Consider the following 24,762-nt stretch of genomic DNA (forward strand, 5'->3'; position numbering starts at 1 on the left):
AGACTGATGATCAGCCTGAAATGGATTGCTGAATTGCGTAAGCGCACCAGGCCATCAATACCTGGGGAAACAGGCCGAATCCGAGTATCGCCAGGCCGTTCGCGCTGAGCAGCAGCTTGACGTCCTGCTGCGGTTCGATTAGCGCATCCGTCGTTGGTTCGTCGAAATACATCAGCTTGACGATGCGCAAATAATAAAATACGCCGATCAGGGAAAGCAGTACCGCCAGCACGGTCAGCCAGATATGGCCAGCGTTCAGAACAGCCTGCAATACCGCCAGCTTGGCGTAAATACCGACCGTGGGCGGAATGCCCGCCATGGAAAACATCAATAGCAGAGTAATAAACGCATACCAGGGATTGCGGCGGTTCAGCCCCTTGAAATCCTCGAGGTTATCCGCTTCGAAGCCCGCCCGGGACAGAAGCATGATGATGCCGAACATGCCCAGGGTCATCAGCACATACACGACAACGTAAAACATCGCTGAGCTGTAGCCATTTCCATCCGCGCTGAGTATCCCGAGCAACACGAATCCCATATGGGAAATCGTGGAATAGGCCAGCATGCGCTTGATATTCGTCTGGGCTATGGCGGCAAGATTGCCGATGGCCATGGATACTACCGCCAGGATGATGAGCATGCCCTGCCAGTCCGCCGCCATCTCTCCCAGCCCTTCGACCAGCAAGCGCATGATGAAGCCGAATGTGGCGAGCTTGGGCGCGGAACCGATGAACAGCACCGCCGCCGTGGATCCTCCTTCGTACACATCCGGAGCCCACATATGAAACGGCGCGGCGCTCAGCTTGAAGCTGATGCCGGCGACAACGAATACAAGGCCGATTACCATCACGTAATGATTCACCGCGCCGCTTCGAATCACTTCAGCCACGCGTGCGATATCCAGCGAACCGGTGGAACCGTAAATCATGGACATCCCATAGAGCAGGAAGCCCGAAGACAACGCGCCCAGCACGAAGAATTTTATTGCAGCCTCCGTTGCGCCCGCAAGATCGCGCCGTAACGCCACCATGGCATAAAGCGACAGCGACAGGAGCTCCAGCCCCAGGTATAGCGTGAGAAAGTGGCTGGCGGAAATCATGACCATCATGCCCAGTGTCGCAAACAGCGCCAGGCTGAAAAATTCACCGCTGAGCAACCCGCGCAGCGAAATATAGCTTCGGGAATATACCAGTACCACGGAAACGGTGCCGTACACCAGCATCTTCAGGATATCAGCCATCGGATCGTCCACGAACATGCCGGAAAACGTGTGAACCACTGTTGGCGAAGAGGTGGAGAAGGTGATGAAGAGGCAGCCAAGCAATGCTATTTGTGCGAACACATAAGCGATATACGGGGATTTCCTACCCCATGCTAGATCCGCCAGCAACACCACGCATACCATTATCAGGAGAAATATCTCTGGATAGGCGGGGGCGAAATCAGGCTGCGTGAAATTCATTTATTATCCTCGGACAGACGGAACACCGATGTCATATGAACTATAGCTTGCTGCGGCCTATATGCGCCAGCAAGTCCTCCACGGTAGCATGCATGACTTCCGTCACGGGCAATGGATACAACCCCATCCAGAGCACCGCCGCGGCTAGAACCGCCAGGATGAGCATCTCGCGCTTGTTGAGATCTTCCAGGCCTCCGACAGCAGGACTCGCCACGGCTCCGAATATGACGCGCTTGTACATCCACAGCGTATAGGCCGCGCCGGTAATAAGGGTCGTCGCGGCAAAAAATGCATACCAGAAATTCACTTCGATCGCCGCCATGATGACCATGAATTCCCCGACGAAACCGCTGGTGCCTGGAAGCCCCGAATTAGCCATGGCAAACAGCATCCAGAATGCCGCGAATACCGGCATCCTGTTCGCCACGCCGCCATAATCCGCTATCTGGCGTGAATGCAGCCGGTCGTACAGGACCCCCACGCACAGAAACATGGCACCGGAAATAAAGCCATGCGAAATCATCTGCACCATCGCGCCTTCAATCCCGTATGCATTGAAAAGGAAAAAACCCAGCGTGACGAATCCCATGTGCGATACCGAGGAATAGGCGATCAGCTTTTTCATGTCCGCCTGCACCAGGGCGACGAGGCTGATATAGACCACTGCAATCAGAGACAGCACGATCATCACGCCCGCAAGATGATGGCTTGCATCCGGCACGATAGGCAGGGAAAAACGCAGGAAACCATAACCCCCAAGTTTCAGGAGAATCGCCGCCAGAATCACCGATCCACCGGTGGGTGCTTCCACGTGGGCATCAGGCAGCCATGTATGAACCGGCCACATCGGCACTTTTACCGCGAAAGCGAGCAGGAAAGCGATGAATATCAGAATTTGCGGTGTCAGCGGCAATGGCAGGTCATGGTATTCAAGTATCGAAAAGCTTCCACCGGAAACATTGTATAAGTAGATGAAGGCCACCAGCATGAGCAGCGAGCCCAGCAGGGTGTAGAGAAAAAACTTGATTGCCGCATATACCCGGTTGGGGCCACCCCAGACTCCAATGATCAGAAACATCGGGATAAGCGAGGCTTCCCAGAATACGTAAAACAGGATTGCATCGAGCGACGAAAACACGCCGTTGACGATGCCCGACATGATCAGGAAAGCGCCCATGTATTGAGACACGCGCTTGCTTATCACTTGCCAGCCGGCAATCACCACGAGTGGCGTAGTAAAGCAATTGAGCAGAATGAGCGGCATGGCGATGCCATCGACGCCAAGGTGATAGTAGATGTTGAACTGTTCGATCCACGGGCTGTATTCCACGAACTGCATGCCTGCGGCGAGCGGATCGAACTGGGTATAAAGAGGGATCGCCACCAGAAAACCGGCAATCGAACCGGCGAGCGCGAGCCATCTCGCGACGTAGGCATTGCGATCACCCCCGGTTGCCAGCACCCCGATCCCGGCGAAAATAGGCAACCAGATAACCAGACTTATCAGTGGGAAACCAAACAGCATTTTTATTCCGTCTTGTTCATTAGCGCAGCGCGAAACATGCGGAAAACCGCAATGATATTTTTGTTATTTCCTGCCGTGCCTTATCTTTCGCGTCGTGTCGTCATCGTGCTCAAGTCCCATACAACCACAGGCTCATCAATATGAACACGCCGACGATCATGGTGAATGCGTAGTGATAAATGTAGCCGGACTGGAAGCGGCGCACCAGCATGGCGGTTCCGGCTACCAGCCGCGCGGTGCCATTGACGAAAAAGCCGTCAATGATCGTTACATCACCGACTTTCCATAGCCCCTTGCCAACAGCACGCGCGCCACCGGCAAAAAGCCATGAATAGAGCTCATCGATATAGTATTTGCGGTCGAGCAATGTATAGAGCGGTCCTGCCGCCTGCCGTATTTTTCCCGGTAATCCGGGCTTCGCCATATACAGATACCAGGCGGTAAAAATTCCCGCGGCGGAAAACCAGAAGGGAAGAGTCCCCAATGCATGCGTCATCATGGCACCGATGCCATGGAACTCGGATGCCATCTTCGCCATGGCCTCATGCTGGGGCATGATCACAATGGCGCTGCCGAAATAATCCCCGAACAGCATAGGTCCGATCAACCAGCCCGCGCCAATGGAAGGAATGGCCAGAACGATCAGCGGCAGCGTGACAACCCAGGGCGACTCGTGCAAATGCTCTTCCGTATGGTGATCCATGCGCGGTTTGCCATGAAATGTCATGAACAGGAGGCGGAAAGTATAGAGAGCACTGACAAACACGGAAGTAACAGCGCAAAAATAGGCAAAGCCGGAACCGGAAATTCCAGCGAAATGCACCGCTTCAATAATCGCATCCTTGGAAAAGAACCCTGAAAAACCGGCGACGCCCGCGTTTGCCAGCGCAGCCACAAACATTGTCCAGTAGGTAATGGGCATGTATTTCTTGAGTCCGCCCATCTTGCGCATATCCTGCTCATGGTGCATCGCGATGATTACCGAACCTGCGCCAAGGAACAGCACTGCCTTGAAAAAAGCATGTGTCATGAGATGGAATACAGCGGCGGAATACGCCGAGGCTCCCAGCGCTATCGTCATATAGCCCAGTTGCGACAACGTCGAATAGGCCACGACCCGTTTGATGTCATTCTGGACGATGGCGACCAGCGCCATGAACAGGGTCGTGATGGCGCCTATGATCAGCACGAACGACAACGCCGTTTCAGTCAGCTCGAACAGCGGCGACATGCGCGCCACCATGAAAATGCCGGCCGTGACCATGGTGGCCGCGTGTATCAGCGCGGAGATGGGTGTGGGACCTTCCATCGAATCAGGCAGCCATACGTGCAGTGGAAATTGCGCGGATTTACCCATGGCGCCGACAAAAAGCAGAATGCAGATAGCAGACAGCAGAGCCCACGATTGTCCGGGAAGGATTTCTATCGTCCGCGAAGCCGCTTGCGGGGCGCTGGCGAAAACGGCTGCATAATCCAGCGTGCCGAAATAAACCAATACCAGGCCGATACCAAGGAGGAATCCGAAATCACCGACGCGGTTGACCAGAAAAGCCTTTAGGTTGGCGTATATCGCCGTGGGCCGCGTATACCAGAAGCCGATCAGCAAATAGGAAACCAGTCCAACCGCTTCCCAGCCGAAGAAAAGCTGAAGAAAATTGTTGGACATCACCAGCATCAGCATCGAAAACGTGAAGAGCGAAATATAGCTGAAAAACCGCTGGTAACCCGGGTCTCCCTGCATGTAGCCGATGGTGTACACATGCACCATCAAGGATACGAAACTGACCACGACCATCATCATCGCCGACAGTCTGTCTATCAGGAAGCCGATCTCGAAACGCGTGTCGCCGGTCGTTAGCCAGGTGTAAACGCTGCCATTGAAGGTATTTCCTTCGAGCACGTCCAGGAATACCGCAATGGAGGCGATCACGCAGACGATCATCAGCGCAATGGTCGCCCGATGACTCCAGGCCGGCCCTATCAGGCGGCCTAGCAGTCCGGCAATGAGCGCTCCACCCAGGGGCGCCAGCGGAACCAGCAAATAGAGCTTTTCCATGTCAGTCATGAAGTTCCAATTCTTATTTTTTGTATCCCGACACCGATCCAGGGCCACGCCGAGGAAGCTGCGTCCGCGGTGATTACCCTTTCAATTACCCTTTCAGTTTGTCCAGATCGTCCACATTGATGGTGCGCAGGCTGCGAAACAACACGACCAATATCGCCAGACCGATGGCGGATTCGGCGGCGGCCACGGTTAATATGAAAAATACGAATATCTGACCCGAAACATCCTGCAGGTAATGGGAGAAGGCGACGAAATTCATATTTACCGCCAGCAGCATCAACTCGATCGCCATGAGAATGATAATCACATTTTTCCTGTTCAGAAAAATACCGACTATGCTGATCGCAAACAGGATCGCTCCCAGAACAAGATAATGTGATAAAGAAACCATGCTAACGCCCCCTTTTCAGGCAGATTGATACAGCCATTTCATGGCCTGTTCTTATTCTTTCTTTTCGGATGGCATGGAAACCATGCGTATCCGGTCCGCACGCTTGACCGCGACCTGCTTGGACGCATCAACCGCCTTCATGCCCGTACGATGCCGCAAGGTCAGAGCGATGGCAGCCACGATCGCCACCAGCAGGATGACCGCCGCAAGCTCGAAAGCGTAGACATATTCCGTATAAATCAGCCTTCCCAGTTCCTTGGTGTTGCTGTAATCCTCCGGGCGGGAAGGCGGAGCCGGCATGTCACCCGCGCCAAATTGCTTGCCCATCACCACCATGGCCATCTCGCCCGCCATCAACAGCGCGACCAGGAGGCCAAAGGGGAACCACTTCCAGAAACCCTCGCGCAATCGATCGAGATTGATATCCAGCATCATCACCACAAACAGGAACAGCACCATCACCGCTCCCACGTAGACCAGCACCAGCGTAATGGCGAGGAATTCGGCTTCCAGCAACAGCCACAGCCCGGAAGACGCAAAAAACGCCAGGACGAGAAGCAGCGCCGAATGCACCGGGTTACGCGCCGTAATGACGCCCAGCGCCGACCCTACCAGCACTACCGAAAAAAAATAGAAGATTATATCCGGGAAGCTCATATTGAATTAACGGCGGATTTATCGATAACCCGCATCCGCTGCCCTGTCCTTTGCTATCTGCTCCTCATAACGGTCCCCCACCGCAAGCAGCATCTGCTTGGTATAGATCAGGTCGCCGCGCTTCTCGCCGTGATATTCCAGAATCCGTGTCTCGACAATGGAATCGACAGGGCATGACTCCTCGCAAAATCCGCAAAATATGCATTTGGTAAGATCGATATCATAGCGCGTGGTGCGCCGGGTGCCGTCGTCGCGCTGCTCCGATTCGATGGTGATCGCCAGCGCCGGGCACACCGCCTCGCACAGCTTGCAGGCGATGCACCGCTCTTCCCCGTTGGGATAGCGGCGAAGCGCATGCAATCCGCGAAAACGCGGAGACATGGGAGTCTTTTCTTCTGGAAAATATACCGTGATTTTTCGCGCGAATAAGTATTTTCCGGTCAGCATCATCCCCTTAATCAATTCGAACAGCAGGAAGGTGCGAAAAAAATCCTTTATGCGATTCATGGCTTCTCCTGTCTCAGTGGAACCATAAATTCAGTGGAAATGCCTCCCGCAGCCCTGATGGAAGCTGCATCACCAGGCCCAGCAGAAGTATCCAGACCAGCGTGATAGGGATGAAAACTTTCCAGCCGAGCCGCATGATCTGGTCGTAGCGGTAACGCGGGAAAGTGGCGCGGAACCAGAGGAAACAAAATAGCAGAAACGATATTTTCAGCAGCAGCCAGATGAACCCCGGAACCAGGGTGAACGGCGCCACGTTCAACGGCGGCAGCCAGCCCCCCAGGAATATGATGCTGGCAAGCGTGGCCACCAGGATCATGTTGGAGTACTCCGCCAGGAAAAATACGGTAAAGGCCATGCCCGAGTATTCGACGTGGAAACCGGCGACGATCTCCGACTCACCCTCGGCCACATCGAACGGCGCGCGGTTGGTTTCCGCCACGCCGGAAATGAAATAGACCAGAAACATGGGAAACAAAGGGATCAGATACCAGTTGATGAAGCTTCCGCCCTGCTGGCCTTTCACGATATCGCCCAGGTTCAGGCTATGCGACATCATCAGCACGCATACCAGGGCGAAGCCCATCGCCAATTCGTATGAAACCACTTGCGCCGCGGAGCGCATGGCACCGAGAAAGGCATACTTCGAGTTGGATGCCCAGCCCGCGATGATGACCCCATATACGCCCATCGAAGTCATGGCAAGAATATAGAGAAGGCCGGCATTGATGTCCGCAAGCACGACTTCGGGAGAGAATGGCACCACCGCCCAGGCGGCCAGCGCTGGCGCAAAGGTCAGCACGGGCGCCAGCACGAACAGGAATTTGTTCGCTCCGCTCGGGATGATGATTTCCTTCATCACCGCCTTGACCGCGTCTGCAATGGGCTGCCCCCACCCCCCAAGCCAGGGGATGCCGAAGAACGTCACCCGGTTGGGACCGACACGCATTTGCATGTAGGCGATGATCTTGCGCTCGGCAAAGGTGAGGTAAGCCACAGCCAGCATCAGAGGCAGGATGATGGCGACGATCAGCAACGCATTCTTCGCCAGAACGAAAAGAGCGGGACCCCATTCCGGCCCGAACAAATCCCCGAATATTTGCTGCGCGTAGTCCATCAGATGACGATCGCTCCCGTTTCTTTCATCGCTATTGCAATCGTTCCACCGTCACCCGGCCGAACATCCCACCCAACGCCACGGTAAGCGGATGTGCCGCGGGAATCCGGACGCAATCGGGCGGCAGTTTGTCATCCCGCGCTGCCGGCAACTGAATTTCCCCCGCTCCCTGTTTCACGCGCACCTTCTCGCCGGGGCTGATGCCGAGCCTGTCCATCAGATCGCCCCGCATCGACGCTACCGGCGGCGCTGCATCGCTCGTTCGTTGCAGCGAGTCTGCCCGCCTTACGATCGGATCAGCCTGATAAATGGGAACTTCGCCGACGCGCTGGATTCCGCCACTTCCGGAGGCTGGGATCTGCACGGTGAAATCCTTCAGGCCATTATCCAGGCAGGCTCTCACATCGCCTTCCACCGGCAGGACTTCCGCCCTCACCTGCTCCGGCGTTTCGTATTCGAAACCAGGTAATCCCAGCATGTTTCCCAGCACGCGCAAAACCTTCCAGGCGGGGCGTGTCTCCCCAAAGGGAGCCATCACGCCATTGAAGGTTTGCACCCGGCCTTCGGTATTGATAAAGGTGCCGGAGGTTTCGGTAAAAGGCGCGATAGGCAGCAGCACATCCGCGTAACCACCATCGATGACCGCCTGGCCGGAGAATGCCGTCATCATGACGACCAGCTCCGCCTCATCCAGCGCTTTCCTGGTCTGCTGAGGATTATAGCTATCCAGTTCCGGCTCGAGGTTCATCAGCAGGTAGGCGCTGCATGCTTCCGCCGCAGCCGAAGGCGCCTTCGCATCCATGCCGAGCATCTGCAAAGCGTTTTTGCCCGCGGTGACTGCGCCGGGGCCGCCGGATAGAATTCCCATATGATGGGTATCGGGATCGGGAATGGCCTTGGCGATGTAGGCTCCCACGCTGTTGGCGGCTTCGCCCAGAAAGCCGAACGAGCTTTCGGTGATTTGTGCGAGCTGCTGGGCCAATGCCTGGATATCGGCGTAATGGGGATGATGCTGCGCCAGGTTGCCCAAAAGGATGGCGCTGGGCTTGTTATTGATCAGACTTTCGGCCATCGCCCGTGCCGTGTCCGCAGGTTGAGCCGAATCTGCCACGCCCTTCGCGGACCCCGGCACCTCGACTCCCTTCAGCAAGGCCGCGGCCTTCAGGACCTCCGCCAGCACCGAAGCCATGGCGTCCGGGGCAACGATAATCCGGTTGGGCACCTTGGTAAGCAGATCATCATCCACCGGATTGATGAGATTCAACTGCGCGCCCTGCTTCACCGCCTGGCGCAGGCGTTGCGCGATCAGGGGATGATCCTTCCGCAACGTGCTTCCAATTATCAACGCCGACTTGAGTTGAGAAACTTCCACTATTGTAGTGCCCAGCCACGGAGCGCCCTGCCGGTGCGCATCGCCCCGGAAATCCGATTGGCGCAACCGGTGGTCCACGTTGCCGCTGCCCAGCCCGCGAACGAGCTTTTGCAGCAGATAGAGCTCCTCCAGTGTGCTATGGGGCGAACCCAATGCGCCTATTCGTTGCGCGCCATGCCTTTCTTTTACCGCATTCAATCCATTCGCGACGAACTCGAGAGCAGTCTGCCAATCGCATTCATGCCATTGGCCGTCGCGCCTCACCATGGGCGTTCGCAGCCGTTCCTCGGAATTCAAGCCCTCGTATGAAAAACGATCCTTATCGGACAGCCAGCACTCATTGATTTCTTCATTTTCACGCGGCAACACGCGCATTACGCGATTCTGCTTCACTTGAACGGTAAGATTGGAACCCAGGCCGCAGTGCGGGCTGATGGATTTCCTCCGCATCAGTTCCCAGGTACGCGCCGTGTACCGGAATGGCTTGCTCACCAGCGCACCCACCGGGCACAGATCGATCACGTTGCCCGACAGCTCGGAATTGACGGTACTTCCCACAAACGCCAGGATTTCGGCGTGTTCTCCGCGGCCGGCCATGCCCAGTTCCATGATCCCGGCAATTTCCTGCCCAAAGCGCACGCAGCGCGTACAGTGTATGCACCGCGTCATATCGGTGGAAATCAGAGGGCCCAGGTTCTTGTTTGCCACCACCCGCTTCGCTTCGGTGTAGCGTGAGGAGCTTGCGCCATAGCCCACCGCCAGGTCCTGCAACTGGCATTCGCCGCCTTGATCACAGATCGGGCAATCCAGCGGATGATTGATGAGCAGGAACTCCATCACCCCTTTCTGTGCGGTCACCGCCTGGCCGGAGTGGGTAAATACCTTCATGCCCTCCATCGCCGGCGTTGCGCAGGCGGGCAGCGGCTTGGGCGCCTTCTCCACCTGGACAAGACACATGCGGCAATTGGCGGCGATGGATAATTTCTTGTGATAGCAGAAATGCGGGATGTATATTCCCAGCTGATTGGCGCCATCCATGACGGTGCCATTCTTGGGAACCGATACCTGCTTTCCGTCAATTTCAAAATTAATCATGGAATATAGCTCTTGGCCCCCTCGTTTCAGAGAGAGAACATACAAATATGAGAGAGCCTGTGAATTTCATCTTCAAATGCGTCAGCCGCGCTAGACCATGCAATGCTTATGCTCGATATGATAGGCAAATTCATCCCGGAAATGCTGGATCATGGCGCGGACCGGCATGGCAGCGGCATCGCCCAGGGCGCAGATAGTTCGCCCCTGTATGTTGTCAGCAACGTTGTTGAGCAGATCCAGATCTTCCATCCGGCCCTTGCCGGTTTCTATGCGGTGCACCACGCGATAGAGCCAGCCCGTGCCTTCGCGACACGGCGTGCATTGCCCGCAGGATTCCTCGAAATAAAAATATGACAGCCTTTCCAGGGCTCTTACCATGCAGGTCGTATCATCCATGATGATGACCGCGCCCGAGCCAAGCATGGACCCGGCCTTGGCGATGGAGTCATAATCCATGTCCGTTTGCATCATGATATCGCCCGGCAGCACCGGCATCGAAGACCCGCCGGGAATGCATCCTTTCAGCTTTCGCCCGCCCCGCATGCCCCCAGCCATTTCAAGCAGCGTGGCAAATGGCGTGCCCAGGGGGATCTCGTAGTTCCCGGGCCTGTTGACATGGCCGGAAACGGAAAAGAGCTTCGTGCCTCCATTGTTGGGCTTGCCAAGCTGCAGGAACTTTTCGCCGCCATTGCGGATGATCCAGGGCACGGATGCAAAGGTTTCCGTGTTATTGATGGTCGTGGGTTTCCCGTAGAGCCCGAAACTTGCCGGGAACGGCGGCTTGAAACGCGGCTGCCCCTTTTTACCCTCCAGCGATTCCAGCAGTGCGGTTTCCTCACCGCAGATATACGCGCCATAGCCGTGATGGTTGTGCAACTGGAAGCCGAAACCGGAACCCAGAATATTATCCCCCAGGTATCCCGCATCGCGCGCTTCCGCTACCGCCTCTTCCATGCGCTCATACGTATCCCAGATTTCGCCATGGACGTAGTTGTACCCGGTCCCGATACCCATGGCATAAGCGCCGATCGCCATGCCCTCGATCAGGATATGCGGGTTATAGCGCATGATGTCGCGGTCCTTGAAGGTGCCGGGCTCGCCCTCATCCGAATTGCATACCAGGTACTTGTCGCCCTCATACTGCTTGGGCATGAAACTCCATTTCAGGCCCGTCGGAAAGCCCGCGCCCCCGCGCCCTCGCAGGGCGGATTTCTTCACCTCCTCGATGACCTTTTCCGGCGGTATTTTTTCGCTCAGGATTTTTTTCAGCGCGCTGTATCCTTCGCGCTTTTCATAATTCCTGAGCTTCCAGTCATCCGGATCAGACGAATTGAGCCCTGCCAGCAATATTTGCGGAAGCTGGGTCATTTGCTCAATTCCTCCAGGAGTTCGTCGAGTTTCTCGTTGGACATGAAACTGCACATGCGCTTGTTATTCACCAGCATGACGGGCGCATCACCACACGCTCCCATGCACTCGCCTTCCTTCAGCGTGAATTGTCCATCGGCGGTGGTTTCATTGAAACCAATCCCCAGCTTTTTCTGGACATGTACCACGGCCTCGTTGGCGCCGGACAGAGCGCAGGGAAGATTCGTGCATATCGTGATCTTGTGCCTGCCGAGCGGCTGAAGATTGTACATATTGTAAAAAGTCGCCACCTCATAGACTGCGATGGGCGGCATGCCCAGATACTGGGCAACAAAATCCATGGTTTCCGTAGCCAGCCACCCTTTTTCATCCTGAGCGATGGCAAGCGCGGACATGACGGCCGATTGCTTCTGATCTGACGGGTATTTGGTCAGCTCGCGGTCTATCTTCTTGATGGATTCTGCGCTTAACATCTCACTGAACTATCTTTGCCATTCCTGAAGTCATCTGTCTATTTCACCGAATACGATATCCTGCGTGCCGATAATAGCGACCACGTCCGCAATCATGTGTCCCCGTGACATTTCATCGAGCGCCGCGAGATGAGGGAAACCCGGTGCGCGGATCTTCAGGCGATAAGGCATGTTGGCGCCATCCGATACCAGATAGATGCCGAATTCTCCCTTGGGATGCTCGATGGCCGCATAGACTTCTCCCGGGGGGACGTGAAAGCCCTCGGTAAACAGCTTGAAATGATGAATCAGCTCTTCCATATTCTGCTTCATCTCGACCCGGGCCGGGGGCGCAACCTTGTGGTTGTCGGTTATTACCGGCCCCGGATTCTTGCGCAGCCAGTCGACGCACTGTTTGATGATTCGATTGGATTGGCGAAACTCCTCGATGCGTACCAGATACCGGTCATAGCAATCGCCGTTGACACCTACCGGGATGTCGAAATCAACGCGATCATAGACCTCATAGGGCTGCTTTTTACGCAGATCCCACTCTACCCCCGAACCGCGCAGCATCGGGCCCGTAAAACCCAGCGCCTTGGCACGTTCCGGCGAAACGACACCGATGCCGACAAGACGCTGTTTCCAGATGCGATTATCGGTAAGCAGGGTTTCATACTCATCCACGTAGGTCGGAAACCGATTGGTAAAGTCTTCGATAAAATCAAGCAGCGAGCCGCTACGATTTTCATTGCGGATGCGCGTGGTTTTTTCATCGTGGATTTTCGAAGCCTGATATTGCGGCATGGAAGCCGGCAAATCGCGATAGACGCCGCCAGGACGGTAGTAGGCCGCGTGCATTCTTGCTCCGGAAACCGCCTCGTAACAATCCATCAAATCTTCACGGTCGCGAAAAGCGTACAGGAATACCGTCATCGCGCCCACATCCAGCGCATGCGCTCCCAGCCATAATAGATGATTGAGTATGCGCGTGATCTCATCGAACATTACGCGGATATATTGCGCGCGCAATGGCACCTCGAGCTGGAGCAATTTCTCTATTGCCATGACATACGCATGCTCATTGCACATCATGGATACATAATCCAGCCGGTCCATATATGGCACCGACTGGATAAAGGTCTTGTTCTCTGCAAGCTTCTCGGTGGCGCGGTGCAACAGCCCGATGTGGGGGTCCGCGCGCTGGATGACTTCACCATCCAGCTCCAGCACCAGGCGCAGCACGCCATGCGCAGCGGGATGCTGCGGTCCGAAATTCATCGTGTAGTTGCGTATTTCAGCCATGCTCGAAAAACGACAGGAAGTTCATTCGCTGTCTCCATAATGCTCTTCACGAATGACGCGCGGGGTGATCTGCCGTGGTTCGATGCTGACCGGCTGATAAATTACCCGCTGCTGATCGGGGTCATAGCGCATTTCCACATTGCCGCTTATGGGAAAATCCTTGCGAAACGGATTGCCGATAAATCCGTAATCAGTAAGAATGCGGCGCAAATCAGGGTGCCCGGTAAACACGATGCCATAAAGATCGAAGGCTTCGCGCTCGAACCAGTTGACGGATGGCCAAATGTTGATCACCGAGTCCAGAACAGGAAACTCGTCGTCATCCGCGAATACCTTTATCCTCAGCCGGCGGTTATGGGCAAGGGAAAGCAGGTGGTACACAGATGCAAAGCGCTTGTTCCGGCTATCCGCCCACGCCGACTCCCCTCCGTAGGCCGAGTAATCCACTCCGCATAGATCGACGAGTATCTCAAACCGGAGATCGGGATGGTCCCTGAGTATCTGCATCACCTCCAGCATATCCCCGGAGGATACCTGTACCGTGAGTTCGCCCAGCCGGTCGCTGATGCCGGCCGCCTTGTCTCCCAGTACATTCTGCAGGCAAAGCGAGAGCGTTTCCAGATGAGGGGACGACATAAGGGATTGACTCAACGGGCGATGGTGTTGGTACGATGAATCTTGTTCTGCAGCTGAATGATGCCGTAGAGCAGAGCTTCGGCGGTAGGCGGGCAACCGGGAACATAGATGTCGACGGGCACGATACGGTCGCAGCCCCGCACAACGGAATAGGAATAATGATAGTAACCGCCGCCGTTGGCGCACGACCCCATGGAAATCACCCAGCGGGGCTCTGCCATCTGGTCATACACCTTGCGCAGCGCAGGCGCCATCTTGTTGCATAATGTTCCGGCCACGATCATCACGTCGGATTGCCGCGGGCTGGGGCGGAACACCACGCCAAAACGGTCGAGATCATAGCGCGAGGCGCCGGCCTGCATCATCTCCACCGCGCAGCACGCAAGTCCAAAAGTCATCGGCCACATGGAGCCCGTGCGGCCCCAATTGATTACGTTATCCAGACTTGTGGTAACGAAACCTTTTTCCATCCCACCGTTAGCGCTCATAACGTCAATCCCATTCCAGGGCACCTTTCATCCATTCATAAATGAAACCCACGACGAGTATGCCGAGAAAAACCATCATTGCCACAAAGCCGAACAAGCCGATCTCATTCAATACGACTGCCCACGGAAACAGAAAGGCGATTTCCAGATCGAATAAAATGAACAAAATGGCGACGAGATAATAGCGCACGTCGAACTTCATGCGCGCGTCCTCGAACGCCTCAAAGCCGCATTCGTAGGGAGAAAGTTTCTCGCTGTCGGGACGATTGGGGCCAAACAACCACCCAAGCGCCATGGGCACCACCCCAACTGCAAGCCCGATTACGATAAATAACAGAATGGGAAAGTAGTTTTCAAGCATAGCGGTATCAGAAGTAAAGGGCCCTGGATCAGATAAAACCACCTGCTCTACTGCGTTCGGTTACCTGGATCTCACCCTGTTTGCAGAACTGGTGCCGACGGCGAGACTCGAACTCGCACAGCTTTCGCCACCGCCCCCTCAAGACGGCGTGTCTACCAATTTCACCACGTCGGCGGCTTAATTTGAGTCCCAGTCTCCAGCTTGATCAACTTAGAACACGGCTTTAATAAATTGTTCAATTAACTCATCATTAAAATTATTTTGGTATTTCCGCGGCTTTTGAAGCTTCTCCCTCCGATGGAGCCACCGGAGGAGGCGGTGGCACCGTCTTGGATGATTGCACCGGCACCGCTTTGTCCATGACTCCGGCTCCTTCGGTCTTATGACCGGAAAGGTAAGTGAGCCCAAGGCTTGTAATGAAGAATAATGCGGCCAGTATGCCCGTGGTCCGGCTGAGAAAATTCGCCGAACCGCTGGCTCCGAACAAGCTTCCCGATGAGCCGCTGCCAAAAGCTGCGCCCATATCCGCACCCTTGCCGTGCTGCAAAAGAACCAGGACAACGACGCTGACGGCTGACAGCACGTGCACTACCCAAACAAGTGTTTCCACTGGTTACCCCACGATGAATTAATTTTTGCCAGCGAGGCAAATCTTGATGAATTCGTCAGCGATGAGCGAGGCGCCGCCGATCAGTCCGCCATCGATATCCGTCATTGAAAACAACTCCGCCGCGTTGCTGGCTTTGACGCTGCCTCCATAAAGAATTTGCAGGCCGCTCGCAACTCCAGGATCCCGTCCGGCAATGCGGTTGCGAACGAATGCATGGACTTCCTGGGCCTGCTCAGGCGTGGCCGTCTTCCCTGTGCCGATCGCCCATACCGGCTCATAAGCCAGCACCGATTTTTCCAGGCTGGCGATTCCCGCCAGATCGATTACCGCATCCAGTTGTTCTGCAACGATCCGCTCGGTTATGGCAGCTTCGCGCTGGTCCAGGGTCTCGCCGACACATAGAATGGGTATCAACCCTGTAGCCTGGGCCGCCCTGAACTTAAGCGCCACAATATAATTATCTTCACCATATAGCGCCCGCCGTTCGGAATGACCCACGATGGCGTAGCGGCAGCCGAAATCGGTCAGCATGCTCGCCGATACTTCGCCGGTATAAGCACCCTTTTCATGCTGGCTTACGTTCTGGGCTCCCCAGGAGACATGTGTCTGCTGAAGCAGCGATTGCGTCTGGGAAAGATAAGGATAAGGCACGCATACTGCAACACCGGCTTCAAGCCCCGTTGTTCCTTGCACCACCGCATGGAGTAAATCACGGTTCTGGCCGATGCTGCCGTGCATCTTCCAATTGCCAGCGATGAGTTTTGGACGCGCAGCCATGAGCGTTGCCTTTCCCTTGAAAGCTGCGAATGTTACCTGTGAATGAATACGGGGTCAATCAGGAGGAGAAGGAACGCCGAGGCAAAACCCGGGAAATCAGCCCATCCGGCCATGAAACCGGATGTCATGCCTCGCCGGACTCTCATGAAATGGATGGAGAAATACTGTCTCTTTCCGAATACAGGCGAACGTCCTGGGCAGAGCAGTTTCTTCCAAAGATAGATATGAATCCGCCGGGGCGTTCCCTTCGCCAGGAGCCTGGCCGGGCAGCAATACGCCCAACAAGCGCGGTGAGATACTGCACCTAGGGAAGCGCTGAATAAATCTCCGCTGGCGCGGCGGTGGCTTTGCGGGATGGGATGCGCGAAAGGCGACGACGCGAATGGTGCGACCGCGCAGGGCGGAGCAGTGTTTTCCGAAAGGAAGATGCGACCCCGTAGCGGGATGCCTGCGCCCCAACAATACTGGGGTGCGGTCGAAGCATCCCCGCCGCTGCCCGATCCCCGCTCCGCGGGGCCCCTCGGGCGACGCTCCGGGGCGCTCCTTCGCCAGGAGACTGACAAGGCAGACCGCTCGCAAAACCCCGCCCCATAAGGGTTGTGGTAAAATCGGGCGAGACCGCGCAGGGCGGAGCAGTTTCTTCCAGAGGAAGATGCGACCCCGTAGCGGGCTGCTGGCGCCCCATGTATACTTTGGCGCGCTCTGGCATCCCCGCCGCTGCCCGATCCCGCTTCGCGGGGCCCCTCGGGCCACGCTCTGGGGAGCCATGGCGCAGCGCTCCCTGGCATCGTAGTCCCGGCTACGACCTGCGTCGCGCGCCTTATAATCATCCCGATTTTACCAGCAACGCGCTCAGTGAGGATTTGTTCAGCGCTTCCCTAGCCAAAACGGCCAGTTATGTAATCCTCAGTCTGCTTGTTTTTTGGCTTGATAAAGATGGTATCCGTGACATCGAACTCGATGACCTCACCAAGATACATATATGCGGTGTAATCCGACACCCGGGCGGCTTGCTGCATGTTATGCGTGACAATGAGAATCGTGACCTTGTCTTTCAGATCGGCAATAAGCTCCTCGATACTGGCTGTAGCGATGGGATCGAGTGCTGAAGTGGGCTCATCGAACAGCAATATTTCGGGATCGGTCGCCAAAGCCCTGGCGATGCACAAGCGTTGCTGCTGGCCTCCCGAGAGATTGTAGGCAAGCTGGTTGAGGCGGTCTTTGACTTCATCCCAGAGCGCCGCACCGCGCAAGGCCTCCTCCACTTTTTCGTCCACCAGAGCACGCTGTTTTACGCCTCGTACCCGCAAGCCATATGCCACATTTTCATAAATGGATTTCGGGAAGGGATTGGGTTTCTGGAAAACCATGCTCACCCGCATTCGCACTTCAATCGGGTCCACCTCGCGCGCAAGGATATTGACATTATCCGGATGCAGGATGATTTCCCCTACGTATCGATTACCGGGGTACAGGTCGTGCATGCGATTGAAACAGCGAAGAAAAGTGGATTTTCCGCAACCTGAAGGCCCGATCAGGGCGGTAACCTGCTTTTCATGCAGCCTCATGTTGATGTTTTTCAGCGCGGAGAATGCGCCGTAATAAAAACTCAGGTTTTTGACTTCGGATTTATACTGATTTGGCGCATCGGCCATAACGGAACTCCCGTTCTCTCCGATTTTTTCTACCATTTTAGATTTTTACGCATCCGATAGCGCAAATAAATTGCGAGGCCATTCATGGTGAGAGTCATCACAACCAGAACCAGGCCCGCAGCTGCAGCATTTACCTGAAACTCTTCTTCCGGACGAGATACCCAGTTGAACATCTGGATTGGCATGACAGTAAAGGGTGCCATCAACCATTCGAACGAAATATAGGGAAATTCATCCTTGATCGGCGAGGGTGGCAGAAAGGCGATGAACGTCAGCGCACCGATTGTGATAATCGGCGCGGTTTCGCCAATTGCACGTGCAAGGCCGATAATTACTCCCGTCAGGATACCCGCAGCAGAATAAGGAAGGAGATGATGCAAAACCGTTTGCCACTTGGTCGCGCCCAGGGCGTAGGCGCCTTCGCGAATGACCAGTGGTATTGCGCGAATTGCCTCCCGCGTCGCCACGATCACAACCGGCAATATCAGCAACGCCAATGCCAGTCCCGCGGAAAGGATGCTTTGACCGAAACCGAACTGATGCACAAACAGGCCCAACGCCAGCAATCCATAAATGATGGATGGAATCCCGGCAAGGTTGGTAACATTGATTTCTATGATTTCAGTGATGAGATTTTTCGAGGCATATTCCTCGAGATAAATTCCCGCGCCGATACCCATGGGAACCGCGGCTATGGCGGTAACCAGCATCACCAGCGTAGTACCTACCCATGCGGAAAGGATGCCGGCTGATCCTGGACGGCGCGATGGAAAGGAAGTAAAGAAATCCCAGGACAAGCGCGGCAGCCCGTCTATCAACATATGGGAAAACAGTGCCATGAATGTCAGCATTGCGATCATGAGCGCAAGTATGCCGACAATCATGAAAACGAAATCCCAGAGTTTATGACGGGCGATGATTGTCCGGATTTCGTTCAGATTTTTGTCATCTCTCATCGACTACCCGCAAGGAAAGGAAAATTATTTATCGGGTCCGGCGCACCGCTTTCGGGAAAAGCGGGCGCTGGAGCAGTGGATAAGGACACGAAGTCAATATATCTCCCTATAGCGCTTGCGCAGAACATGGCCAAGGATATTGAATGCCAACGTTATTAAAAGCAATGTAAGTCCCGCTGCAAAAATTGTCTGGTAGCCAATGCTGCCATGCGGCAAGTCGCCCAGACTGACCTGCACGATATAAGCGGTGATGGTCGCTGCGGGCTCCAGGGGATTCCAGGTCAGGTTGGGCTGCATGCCTGCGGCGATAGCGACCACCATGGTTTCCCCCACTGCGCGCGAGATGCCGAGAATGTAGGCGGCAGCTATGCCGGAAAATGCTGCGGGCATTACTACGCGACGAGCGGTCTGGAACCGGGTAGCCCCCATGGCGTAAGAGCCTTCCCGCAGATGCATGGGTACCGACCGCATCGCGTCTTCAGCCATTGAACTGACATAGGGAATGATCATGATGCCCATGACCAGTCCGGCGGAGAGAAGGCTGAAGCCAGGCAAATCCGGAATGATTTTCTGAAGAGCAGGCGTAACAAACAGCAGAGCGAAATAGCCGTATACCACCGTTGGCACCCCACCCAGCAGCTCGAGAAAAGGCTTGGCGATTTCCCGCACCGCAAAAGGCGCAAACTCGGATAAATAGATAGCGGTTATCGTCCCCAGCGGTATTGCTACCAGAAGCGCAACGGCGGAGCTCACTACGGTGCCCGAAACCAATGGAAGTATGCCGTAGTGCGCATCATCAAACAGCGGAGTCCATTGCGTATCGGTGAGAAAATCCCATAGTGAAACATGCTCAAAAAACACGAGCGATTCACTCACCAGCATTGCCACGATGGCAAGGGTAATCACGACGGAAATAAAAGCCATCAAAAACAGTATGGCCTCGATGAAGCGTTCACCCAGATGGCGGCGATAACTATAGCCAAGCCTTCTGGAATGGGCCGCGTCCGTAGAGGGGCGTACTGTCTGGGGAGGATGCATCGGGAGGGGAGGTCTTCCTTGATCTGGATATGTTACGATGCCTATATTACAGTCTCGTGACATGAAAAGGAACGGACCTGCCCGCTCCCTGAAACCGGATCTGGCTTTGAGATCCAGATTTACATGCTTTCTCGACTACTTGCTACGGATGGTGGGTGATCCGTCGGCGCGATCTCGGCAGGGCCGATGCAAAACCTTATGGATATCGGATGGTAAAGGTACGCAACCATCCCCGTACCCGGTCGTTCGCATTCCAGCCGGATGGGTTATCCAATCCAGTCGACTGGAATGAAATAGATAAACAAAACCGCTGTTCCGGCGGGCTGCCGGAACAGCGGCATGCAAAGCTGAGAGATTGGGCCCTGAGAGATTGGGCCTTCGGGGATGAAGACGGAGCCGTCTTCTATTCCTCCTCCTCTTCGTCGTCCTTATCTTTTTTCTCGGGTTTCAGGACCATTTTGCCTTCCTTGAGGCTGGCATTGAGGTCGGTCTCGGCCACTTCCTTGTGCACCAGGTTCTGGTGGCAGTCGATGCAGGTTGCCCCCTCGGTCTCCATCTTCTTGTGCGCCGCCTTGGCATCGCCCCCCGGCGGCTGCGGGTTCTTGTGGCATTCGCGGCAGGTCCTGCTGTCCCATTTCTTGAGGTTCATGCGCGCATCGTGCGCCATGATGAGCCTGCGCTCGTTGAATTTCTCCAGGGTGGAGTAGTCGTTGGCATATTCCAGGTACAACTCGCGCGCACCATCGACCACGTGCGTGGCCACAGCCAGGTGGAAGTTCTTGAACCCCTGCGGGATGTGGCAGTCCTTGCACCCGGGATTGGCACCCAGCGCTCCATAGTGGGAGGAGCTCTTGAGCTCTTCGGCCGGATAGGACATCGAATGGCAGCTGGTGCAGAATTCAGTGGTGGAGACGGCGGCCTCGCCGCCGAATACCACCGCCACCATGACGATCCCCAGTAATACACCCCCAAGCAGGGTGCCTGTGCGCGCCCCGGCCATCAGTCTTCCGTGCCCGATTTCTCGCCGACTTTGGCCTTGGACTGGAAGTCGTCATGGTACTTGAACTTGGGATCGCCCTCGAAGGTGCCGTCCAGCTTGTAGTGCTCGTGCATGGCCTTGGTGTCCTTGACGTATTTGTCGAAGTCGAAGGTGTATTTCTTGTCCACTTCAGGGGTGAACGGGGTGTAGGGTTCCTTGGCCCCCTTCCACGGCGAGCCCTTGTAGTTCAGGTGGCAGGCGTTGCAGGATTCCTCGAACTTGAAGTCCTGCCCGGCATCGGCCAGGCTCTGGCGCGGGGCGGTCTTCTTGGATTTTTCATACGCCGCCCCCGCCTTGCGGTGCATGCCGCGATACTTGGAGCCGGGGCCGTGGCAGGATTCGCAGCCTACGCCAGTGGTGAATTTGCTGGGGTCCTCGATGGTGTAGCCGCCTTCCTTGCCCCAGCCGTCCACGTGGCAGCCCACGCAGTCCTTGTCCTTGGTGTAGTCTTTCTTGGGATCGAGCTTGGCTTTCTTCTTGGCTTCAGCCTTGGTGTTGGGCTTGAGCGAGTCCATGGCCTTGGCGTGGGCGGTCTCGCCCCAGGATTGCGCCTGGCTCTTGTGACAGGAACTGCATTTCTTGCGGCCTTCGAATGATTGGGCGGTGGCACTGCCCGCGAATACCGCCAGCATGGCTGCCGCGGCAAGTGCAAATGTCAGGGGGCGCATGGTTTCTCCTTTTTTATTCGGGAATGAAGATCTGTTCGTATCCGTGAATTATCCGTCTCTTATCAGGATATCCAGCAATCCCCACAGGGATTTCATTTCGGGATTCCTGCCTTTATTCCCATACTGTATCGCTGGTTTATCCAAACGGGTAGCACCAGTACCATCACTCTTTCTGGTACCATGGTACCGCGTCCGCCAAAGCCGGTAGCCAGGCATGAGGGGCTCTCTCTATGGCGGGGTCGGGCAGCGCAGGAACGCATCGGGCGCAAAGCCCAAAGCCGCTTGTCATCCCGGCAGCACGTGCCTTGCGGTCGAGCACAAGGGGTGCTGCATGGGGACGCATCTTGCAGCAGGGGAGGTCTGCCAGGGATCAAACCTTGCCAGGGGTTCAGCTTTCAGGAGCAGCCGGGACAGGGGTTGCAGGGGTTGCACTGGCTGCATCAGCTGCAGGCCTGGCCCCGGGGATCTGGTAGACCCAGTAACCGCCTTGCTGGTAGATGAGCTGCAGGGCGGTCAGTTCCAGGGGCATGGTTTCGGTGAAGGGCAGCATCTGGGCGATCAGGGTCTGGCTGCTCTGGTCGTCGCGCAGGAAGTAGCCGCGCACCATCTTGTCAGAGATGGATTGCAGGGTGTAGGTGTGAAAGCCGTTGCCCTGCATCCAGTTCTTGAGGTAGCCGATGAGGCCGTGCATGTTGCCTTCCATGGGGAAGTTCTTGTAGGTGATGTCGAATTGCTGGGGCCGCAACAGCCCCAGCTTGTAGAGGTCGGTGACGTGGATGACAAGGTAGGCTTCGCGTTCACCCGCGAGCTCGCGCAGCTGTGCGGCGCCTTTTTCGGGGGCGGCCAGCAGGGCGTCGGCAAAGCGCTGGAACTGGCGCTGCTGTTGCGCGTCGGGGGCGCCACCCCAGAAGCTGTCTTCGTATTGGCGGATGCTGTCGCCGCGGTTTTGCCAGTGGGCGGGAATGATGAGGGGTTCGCCCAGGTGGGAGGTGAACAGGGTGTCGCGCCCGGCCAGGAGGCGGATCTGGCGGGAGGTGTCCCACCAGCCGAGGATGAGGGCGTCCCTGGGGGCATGCTTGCCGATGGCGGCAGCCAGGGTGATGAGTTCGGAGAGCTTGCTGTCGGTGGACAGGAGCAGTTCGCTGGTGCGGTTTTCCCAGTCGAGCATGACAGGCGGGGTGGCGCCCTGGCGCGCGGTGTGGAGGATGGCTAAAGGCTGGTCCACGCCTTCGGTGCGGATTTCGTACTGGGCGATGGCAAGGTCGGGCCAGGCTTCCAGTCCCAGCTGGCTGAAGGTGTCGGCATTGCCTTCCTGCACCAGTTGGTAGCGGTAGGGGGCGGGTGGGGGATTGAACCAGAGCCAGGCAAACCAGGCAAGCAAAAACACGCCTCCCGCCACCAGGAGGATGCCCAGTGACGGGAGGAGTTTGTTCCCCGGGCGCGCCGTGCTTCGGTCAGCGCTCGGGGAGGGGGTGCCGGTGGAGATGGCCAAGCTTTACTGGCGCTCGCTTCTTTCGCGCCGGCGCCATCCCGCCAGGGCCAGGGTGCCAGCCAGCAGCATGCCCCCGCCCAGGCCGCCCAGGGAGAGCTTCTCGCTGTTGCCATCGAGGTCGAGGAAGCTGGTGCGGCCTTTTTCCATCTTGGCTACCCGGGCCTGCAGGGCGGCCATTTCACGGATCTTGGTGTTCTCGTCCATGACTTCGACGTAGGCGCGGTTCATGGGGCCCCAGCCTTCGGTGTAGGTCCAGCCGCCCGGGTTGACGTGCGCCAGTCCTACGTGCAGCTTGGGCAGGTCGTTTTCTCCCATTTCCAGCACCTTGAGTTCGATGGCGGCAGGGTTGTTGTCCTTGGACCAGTAGAGCTGGGTGAAGCCTGCGAACATTTCCTTGTCAGGCGGCAGCGGCAGCGGCCGGTTGGTCTTCTGTCCGGTGAGCAGTCCTTCCTTGTAGAGCTTCTCGGCTACACCGTGCGCTTCCTTGAATTTGGCGATGCCGTGCAGGGTGCCTTTGTCCATGAATTCCAGGTAGGAGCGGGCAAAACGCTCGCTGTGGCACTGGGTGCAGGTCTTGACCCAGGAGTCCAGCCGGGCTTCGGACCATTCGCTGTTGATGTTCTCGGCTATGCCAGGAACAGCCGGGTAGTTGGCCCAGCGGATCTTCCTCACGACGTTGTGGCTGTATTTGCCTTCGTATTCAAAGTGGCAGCCGGCACAGGTGGGGGCGGTCTGTCCGCCTTTGCTGTAGGCGTCCTTGAGCGGCGCTTCCCAGTTCCATTTGTCGCCCATCATGGAGACGATCTTGCCGTGCTTGCTCATGGAGTACGCTTCCCAGTTGTTGTGGTCCACGCCGCTGTGGCAGGTGGCGCACGCTTCGGGTTTGCGCGATTCGGCTACGGAGAATTCGTGACGGGTGTGGCAGGAGTCGCATTTGTTCTGGTTGGTGTGGCACATGCTGCAGCCTTCGGCGATCTCGCGCTGGGGCATGGCGGCAAATACGGCAACTTCAACGTTGGCTTTCCAGTCCAGTGCGTGCGAGGGGCGCCCTTGCGGCCATTGCTTGTTGGGCCAGACGAGGGTGTCGCGCTCGGATTCGCGCTCGGCAAATTCCTGCAGGTGGCAGGTGCCGCATACGTCCGCCGTGGGCATGCGCAGGTCCTTCATGTGGTCGGCTTTCTTCTTGGTGTTGATGTCGACGTGACAGTCGATGCAGCCAACTTCCTTGAGCTTTTCATTGGCTCCCAGCCGCCCCATGGAGCGCAGGTTCTTCTCAACGTCTTCCAGCTTGGCTTTCTTGTAGTAGGTGGGGTCGCTGGGCTTTAGGTTCCTGACCTTGTCCAGGTTGGCGTGCGTGCTCTTCTTCCAGGCATTCACCCATATCGGCGATTCGTCCGTGTGGCATTTGACGCATTCCTGCCGCTCGGCCACTTCTTTCATGGAGGTCGGCGGCTTGTAGTAGGAGGCCGGGTCAAAATACATGCTCATGGGTATCGGCTCCCAGTATTTGGCCAGCGTCCCTCTCCCCGCTCCTTGCTCAGGGTCCTTGTAGCGCTTGGTCACCGCTTCGTGCAGTTGCTTGGGCGATGCGCTCTGTTCCAGATTCAGCGCTTTGTAGGTCTCCTTCGGTACGCTCGGAAAATTCGCCTGCGCTCCCGACGCCAACATCAACCCTACCCCTATCCCCACCGCTCCCTTACATACCCTCAGCCAATACTCGGCTCCCATC

At 56.3% G+C, this 24,762-nt stretch carries 23 protein-coding genes and 1 tRNA gene; all 24 read right to left on the minus strand.

Going from position 1 to position 24,762, the window contains the following annotated elements; translation table 11 throughout:
• Nucleotides 1-10: 10 nt before the first annotated feature.
• A complete protein-coding gene (gene nuoN, locus ACZ5CE_RS10510; RefSeq protein ID WP_464574861.1) occupies nucleotides 11-1,462 on the minus strand; it encodes an NADH-quinone oxidoreductase subunit NuoN in 1,452 nt (483 codons plus the stop codon).
• A gap of 40 nt (nucleotides 1,463-1,502) precedes the next feature.
• Complete coding sequence (locus tag ACZ5CE_RS10515) at nucleotides 1,503-2,987, minus strand: NADH-quinone oxidoreductase subunit M (RefSeq protein ID WP_464574862.1); 1,485 nt, start codon at nucleotides 2,985-2,987, stop codon at nucleotides 1,503-1,505.
• A gap of 109 nt (nucleotides 2,988-3,096) precedes the next feature.
• Nucleotides 3,097-5,052: an NADH-quinone oxidoreductase subunit L gene (gene nuoL, locus ACZ5CE_RS10520; RefSeq protein WP_464574863.1), complete on the minus strand. Its 1,956-nt coding sequence runs from the start codon at nucleotides 5,050-5,052 to the stop codon at nucleotides 3,097-3,099.
• A gap of 85 nt (nucleotides 5,053-5,137) precedes the next feature.
• Nucleotides 5,138-5,443: an NADH-quinone oxidoreductase subunit NuoK gene (gene nuoK, locus ACZ5CE_RS10525; protein ID WP_464574864.1), complete on the minus strand. Its 306-nt coding sequence runs from the start codon at nucleotides 5,441-5,443 to the stop codon at nucleotides 5,138-5,140.
• Nucleotides 5,444-5,494: 51 nt separating this feature from the next.
• Nucleotides 5,495-6,100 carry an NADH-quinone oxidoreductase subunit J gene (locus ACZ5CE_RS10530; protein WP_464574865.1) on the minus strand — a complete coding sequence of 202 codons (606 nt, stop codon included), beginning with the start codon at nucleotides 6,098-6,100 and terminating at the stop codon, nucleotides 5,495-5,497.
• A gap of 18 nt (nucleotides 6,101-6,118) precedes the next feature.
• Nucleotides 6,119-6,607 carry an NADH-quinone oxidoreductase subunit NuoI gene (nuoI, locus tag ACZ5CE_RS10535; RefSeq protein ID WP_464574866.1) on the minus strand — a complete coding sequence of 163 codons (489 nt, stop codon included), beginning with the start codon at nucleotides 6,605-6,607 and terminating at the stop codon, nucleotides 6,119-6,121.
• 13 nt (nucleotides 6,608-6,620) lie between these two features.
• Nucleotides 6,621-7,721, minus strand: a complete 1,101-nt coding sequence (nuoH, locus tag ACZ5CE_RS10540; RefSeq protein ID WP_464574867.1) for an NADH-quinone oxidoreductase subunit NuoH — start codon at nucleotides 7,719-7,721, stop codon at nucleotides 6,621-6,623.
• 31 nt (nucleotides 7,722-7,752) lie between these two features.
• The gene (nuoG, locus tag ACZ5CE_RS10545; protein ID WP_464574868.1) at nucleotides 7,753-10,188 is read right to left on the minus strand and encodes an NADH-quinone oxidoreductase subunit NuoG; all 2,436 of its coding nucleotides are present in this window, start codon (nucleotides 10,186-10,188) and stop codon (nucleotides 7,753-7,755) included.
• Nucleotides 10,189-10,278: 90 nt separating this feature from the next.
• Nucleotides 10,279-11,556, minus strand: a complete 1,278-nt coding sequence (nuoF, locus tag ACZ5CE_RS10550; RefSeq protein ID WP_464574869.1) for an NADH-quinone oxidoreductase subunit NuoF — start codon at nucleotides 11,554-11,556, stop codon at nucleotides 10,279-10,281.
• Nucleotides 11,553-12,029 (minus strand): NADH-quinone oxidoreductase subunit NuoE, encoded by a 477-nt coding sequence (gene nuoE / locus ACZ5CE_RS10555; RefSeq protein ID WP_464574870.1) that lies wholly within the window; start codon nucleotides 12,027-12,029, stop codon nucleotides 11,553-11,555. Before nuoE ends, nuoF begins: the two co-directional genes overlap by 4 nt.
• A 30-nt stretch (nucleotides 12,030-12,059) precedes the next feature.
• Entirely contained in the window at nucleotides 12,060-13,313 is a 1,254-nt protein-coding gene (locus ACZ5CE_RS10560) for an NADH-quinone oxidoreductase subunit D (RefSeq protein ID WP_464574871.1), read from the minus strand.
• Between the two features lie 21 nt (nucleotides 13,314-13,334).
• Nucleotides 13,335-13,949 (minus strand): NADH-quinone oxidoreductase subunit C, encoded by a 615-nt coding sequence (locus ACZ5CE_RS10565; RefSeq protein ID WP_464574872.1) that lies wholly within the window; start codon nucleotides 13,947-13,949, stop codon nucleotides 13,335-13,337.
• Nucleotides 13,950-13,960: 11 nt separating this feature from the next.
• Nucleotides 13,961-14,437 carry a NuoB/complex I 20 kDa subunit family protein gene (locus tag ACZ5CE_RS10570; protein WP_464574873.1) on the minus strand — a complete coding sequence of 159 codons (477 nt, stop codon included), beginning with the start codon at nucleotides 14,435-14,437 and terminating at the stop codon, nucleotides 13,961-13,963.
• Nucleotides 14,438-14,441: 4 nt separating this feature from the next.
• The gene (locus ACZ5CE_RS10575; RefSeq protein ID WP_464574874.1) at nucleotides 14,442-14,798 is read right to left on the minus strand and encodes an NADH-quinone oxidoreductase subunit A; all 357 of its coding nucleotides are present in this window, start codon (nucleotides 14,796-14,798) and stop codon (nucleotides 14,442-14,444) included.
• 89 nt (nucleotides 14,799-14,887) lie between these two features.
• Nucleotides 14,888-14,972 (minus strand) — tRNA-Leu (locus tag ACZ5CE_RS10580).
• Nucleotides 14,973-15,054: 82 nt separating this feature from the next.
• A complete protein-coding gene (gene secG / locus ACZ5CE_RS10585; protein WP_464574875.1) occupies nucleotides 15,055-15,408 on the minus strand; it encodes a preprotein translocase subunit SecG in 354 nt (117 codons plus the stop codon).
• An 18-nt stretch (nucleotides 15,409-15,426) separates the two neighbouring features.
• The gene (gene tpiA, locus ACZ5CE_RS10590; RefSeq protein WP_464574876.1) at nucleotides 15,427-16,185 is read right to left on the minus strand and encodes a triose-phosphate isomerase; all 759 of its coding nucleotides are present in this window, start codon (nucleotides 16,183-16,185) and stop codon (nucleotides 15,427-15,429) included.
• Nucleotides 16,186-17,063: 878 nt separating this feature from the next.
• The gene (gene pstB / locus ACZ5CE_RS10595) at nucleotides 17,064-17,840 is read right to left on the minus strand and encodes a phosphate ABC transporter ATP-binding protein PstB (RefSeq protein ID WP_464574877.1); all 777 of its coding nucleotides are present in this window, start codon (nucleotides 17,838-17,840) and stop codon (nucleotides 17,064-17,066) included.
• Between the two features lie 29 nt (nucleotides 17,841-17,869).
• Nucleotides 17,870-18,796 carry a phosphate ABC transporter permease PstA gene (gene pstA / locus ACZ5CE_RS10600; protein ID WP_464574878.1) on the minus strand — a complete coding sequence of 309 codons (927 nt, stop codon included), beginning with the start codon at nucleotides 18,794-18,796 and terminating at the stop codon, nucleotides 17,870-17,872.
• 93 nt (nucleotides 18,797-18,889) lie between these two features.
• Nucleotides 18,890-19,834, minus strand: coding sequence for a phosphate ABC transporter permease subunit PstC (gene pstC, locus ACZ5CE_RS10605; protein ID WP_464574879.1), 945 nt, complete (start codon nucleotides 19,832-19,834; stop codon nucleotides 18,890-18,892).
• Nucleotides 19,835-20,237: 403 nt separating this feature from the next.
• Entirely contained in the window at nucleotides 20,238-20,834 is a 597-nt protein-coding gene (locus tag ACZ5CE_RS10610; protein ID WP_464574880.1) for a NapC/NirT family cytochrome c, read from the minus strand.
• The gene (gene cycA / locus ACZ5CE_RS10615) at nucleotides 20,834-21,541 is read right to left on the minus strand and encodes a cytochrome c-550 CycA (RefSeq protein WP_464574881.1); all 708 of its coding nucleotides are present in this window, start codon (nucleotides 21,539-21,541) and stop codon (nucleotides 20,834-20,836) included. The genes ACZ5CE_RS10610 and cycA overlap by 1 nt, the downstream gene beginning before the upstream one ends.
• Before the next feature lie 388 nt (nucleotides 21,542-21,929).
• Nucleotides 21,930-23,033, minus strand: a complete 1,104-nt coding sequence (haoB, locus tag ACZ5CE_RS10620) for a hydroxylamine oxidation protein HaoB (RefSeq protein ID WP_464574882.1) — start codon at nucleotides 23,031-23,033, stop codon at nucleotides 21,930-21,932.
• Nucleotides 23,034-23,036: 3 nt separating this feature from the next.
• Nucleotides 23,037-24,761 carry a multiheme c-type cytochrome gene (locus ACZ5CE_RS10625; RefSeq protein WP_464574883.1) on the minus strand — a complete coding sequence of 575 codons (1,725 nt, stop codon included), beginning with the start codon at nucleotides 24,759-24,761 and terminating at the stop codon, nucleotides 23,037-23,039.
• Nucleotide 24,762 lies beyond the last annotated feature (1 nt).

It is taken from the genome of Nitrosospira sp. TNL200 (assembly GCF_055386305.1).

Excerpts from the sequence above, each read along its gene's own strand:
- nuoN (WP_464574861.1), bottom strand. The coding sequence starts at position 1,462 with ATGAATTTCACGCAGCCTGATTTCGCCCCCGCCTATCCAGAGATATTT.
- ACZ5CE_RS10515 (WP_464574862.1), bottom strand. The coding sequence starts at position 2,987 with ATGCTGTTTGGTTTCCCACTGATAAGTCTGGTTATCTGGTTGCCTATT.
- nuoL (WP_464574863.1), bottom strand. The coding sequence starts at position 5,052 with ATGACTGACATGGAAAAGCTCTATTTGCTGGTTCCGCTGGCGCCCCTG.
- nuoK (WP_464574864.1), bottom strand. The coding sequence starts at position 5,443 with ATGGTTTCTTTATCACATTATCTTGTTCTGGGAGCGATCCTGTTTGCG.
- ACZ5CE_RS10530 (WP_464574865.1), bottom strand. The coding sequence starts at position 6,100 with ATGAGCTTCCCGGATATAATCTTCTATTTTTTTTCGGTAGTGCTGGTA.
- nuoI (WP_464574866.1), bottom strand. The coding sequence starts at position 6,607 with ATGAATCGCATAAAGGATTTTTTTCGCACCTTCCTGCTGTTCGAATTG.
- nuoH (WP_464574867.1), bottom strand. The coding sequence starts at position 7,721 with ATGGACTACGCGCAGCAAATATTCGGGGATTTGTTCGGGCCGGAATGG.
- nuoG (WP_464574868.1), bottom strand. The coding sequence starts at position 10,188 with ATGATTAATTTTGAAATTGACGGAAAGCAGGTATCGGTTCCCAAGAAT.
- nuoF (WP_464574869.1), bottom strand. The coding sequence starts at position 11,556 with ATGACCCAGCTTCCGCAAATATTGCTGGCAGGGCTCAATTCGTCTGAT.
- nuoE (WP_464574870.1), bottom strand. The coding sequence starts at position 12,029 with ATGTTAAGCGCAGAATCCATCAAGAAGATAGACCGCGAGCTGACCAAA.
- ACZ5CE_RS10560 (WP_464574871.1), bottom strand. The coding sequence starts at position 13,313 with ATGGCTGAAATACGCAACTACACGATGAATTTCGGACCGCAGCATCCC.
- ACZ5CE_RS10565 (WP_464574872.1), bottom strand. The coding sequence starts at position 13,949 with ATGTCGTCCCCTCATCTGGAAACGCTCTCGCTTTGCCTGCAGAATGTA.
- ACZ5CE_RS10570 (WP_464574873.1), bottom strand. The coding sequence starts at position 14,437 with ATGAGCGCTAACGGTGGGATGGAAAAAGGTTTCGTTACCACAAGTCTG.
- ACZ5CE_RS10575 (WP_464574874.1), bottom strand. The coding sequence starts at position 14,798 with ATGCTTGAAAACTACTTTCCCATTCTGTTATTTATCGTAATCGGGCTT.
- tpiA (WP_464574876.1), bottom strand. The coding sequence starts at position 16,185 with ATGGCTGCGCGTCCAAAACTCATCGCTGGCAATTGGAAGATGCACGGC.
- pstB (WP_464574877.1), bottom strand. The coding sequence starts at position 17,840 with ATGGCCGATGCGCCAAATCAGTATAAATCCGAAGTCAAAAACCTGAGT.
- pstA (WP_464574878.1), bottom strand. The coding sequence starts at position 18,796 with ATGAGAGATGACAAAAATCTGAACGAAATCCGGACAATCATCGCCCGT.
- pstC (WP_464574879.1), bottom strand. The coding sequence starts at position 19,834 with ATGCATCCTCCCCAGACAGTACGCCCCTCTACGGACGCGGCCCATTCC.
- ACZ5CE_RS10610 (WP_464574880.1), bottom strand. The coding sequence starts at position 20,834 with ATGGCCGGGGCGCGCACAGGCACCCTGCTTGGGGGTGTATTACTGGGG.
- cycA (WP_464574881.1), bottom strand. The coding sequence starts at position 21,541 with ATGCGCCCCCTGACATTTGCACTTGCCGCGGCAGCCATGCTGGCGGTA.
- ACZ5CE_RS10625 (WP_464574883.1), bottom strand. The coding sequence starts at position 24,761 with ATGGGAGCCGAGTATTGGCTGAGGGTATGTAAGGGAGCGGTGGGGATA.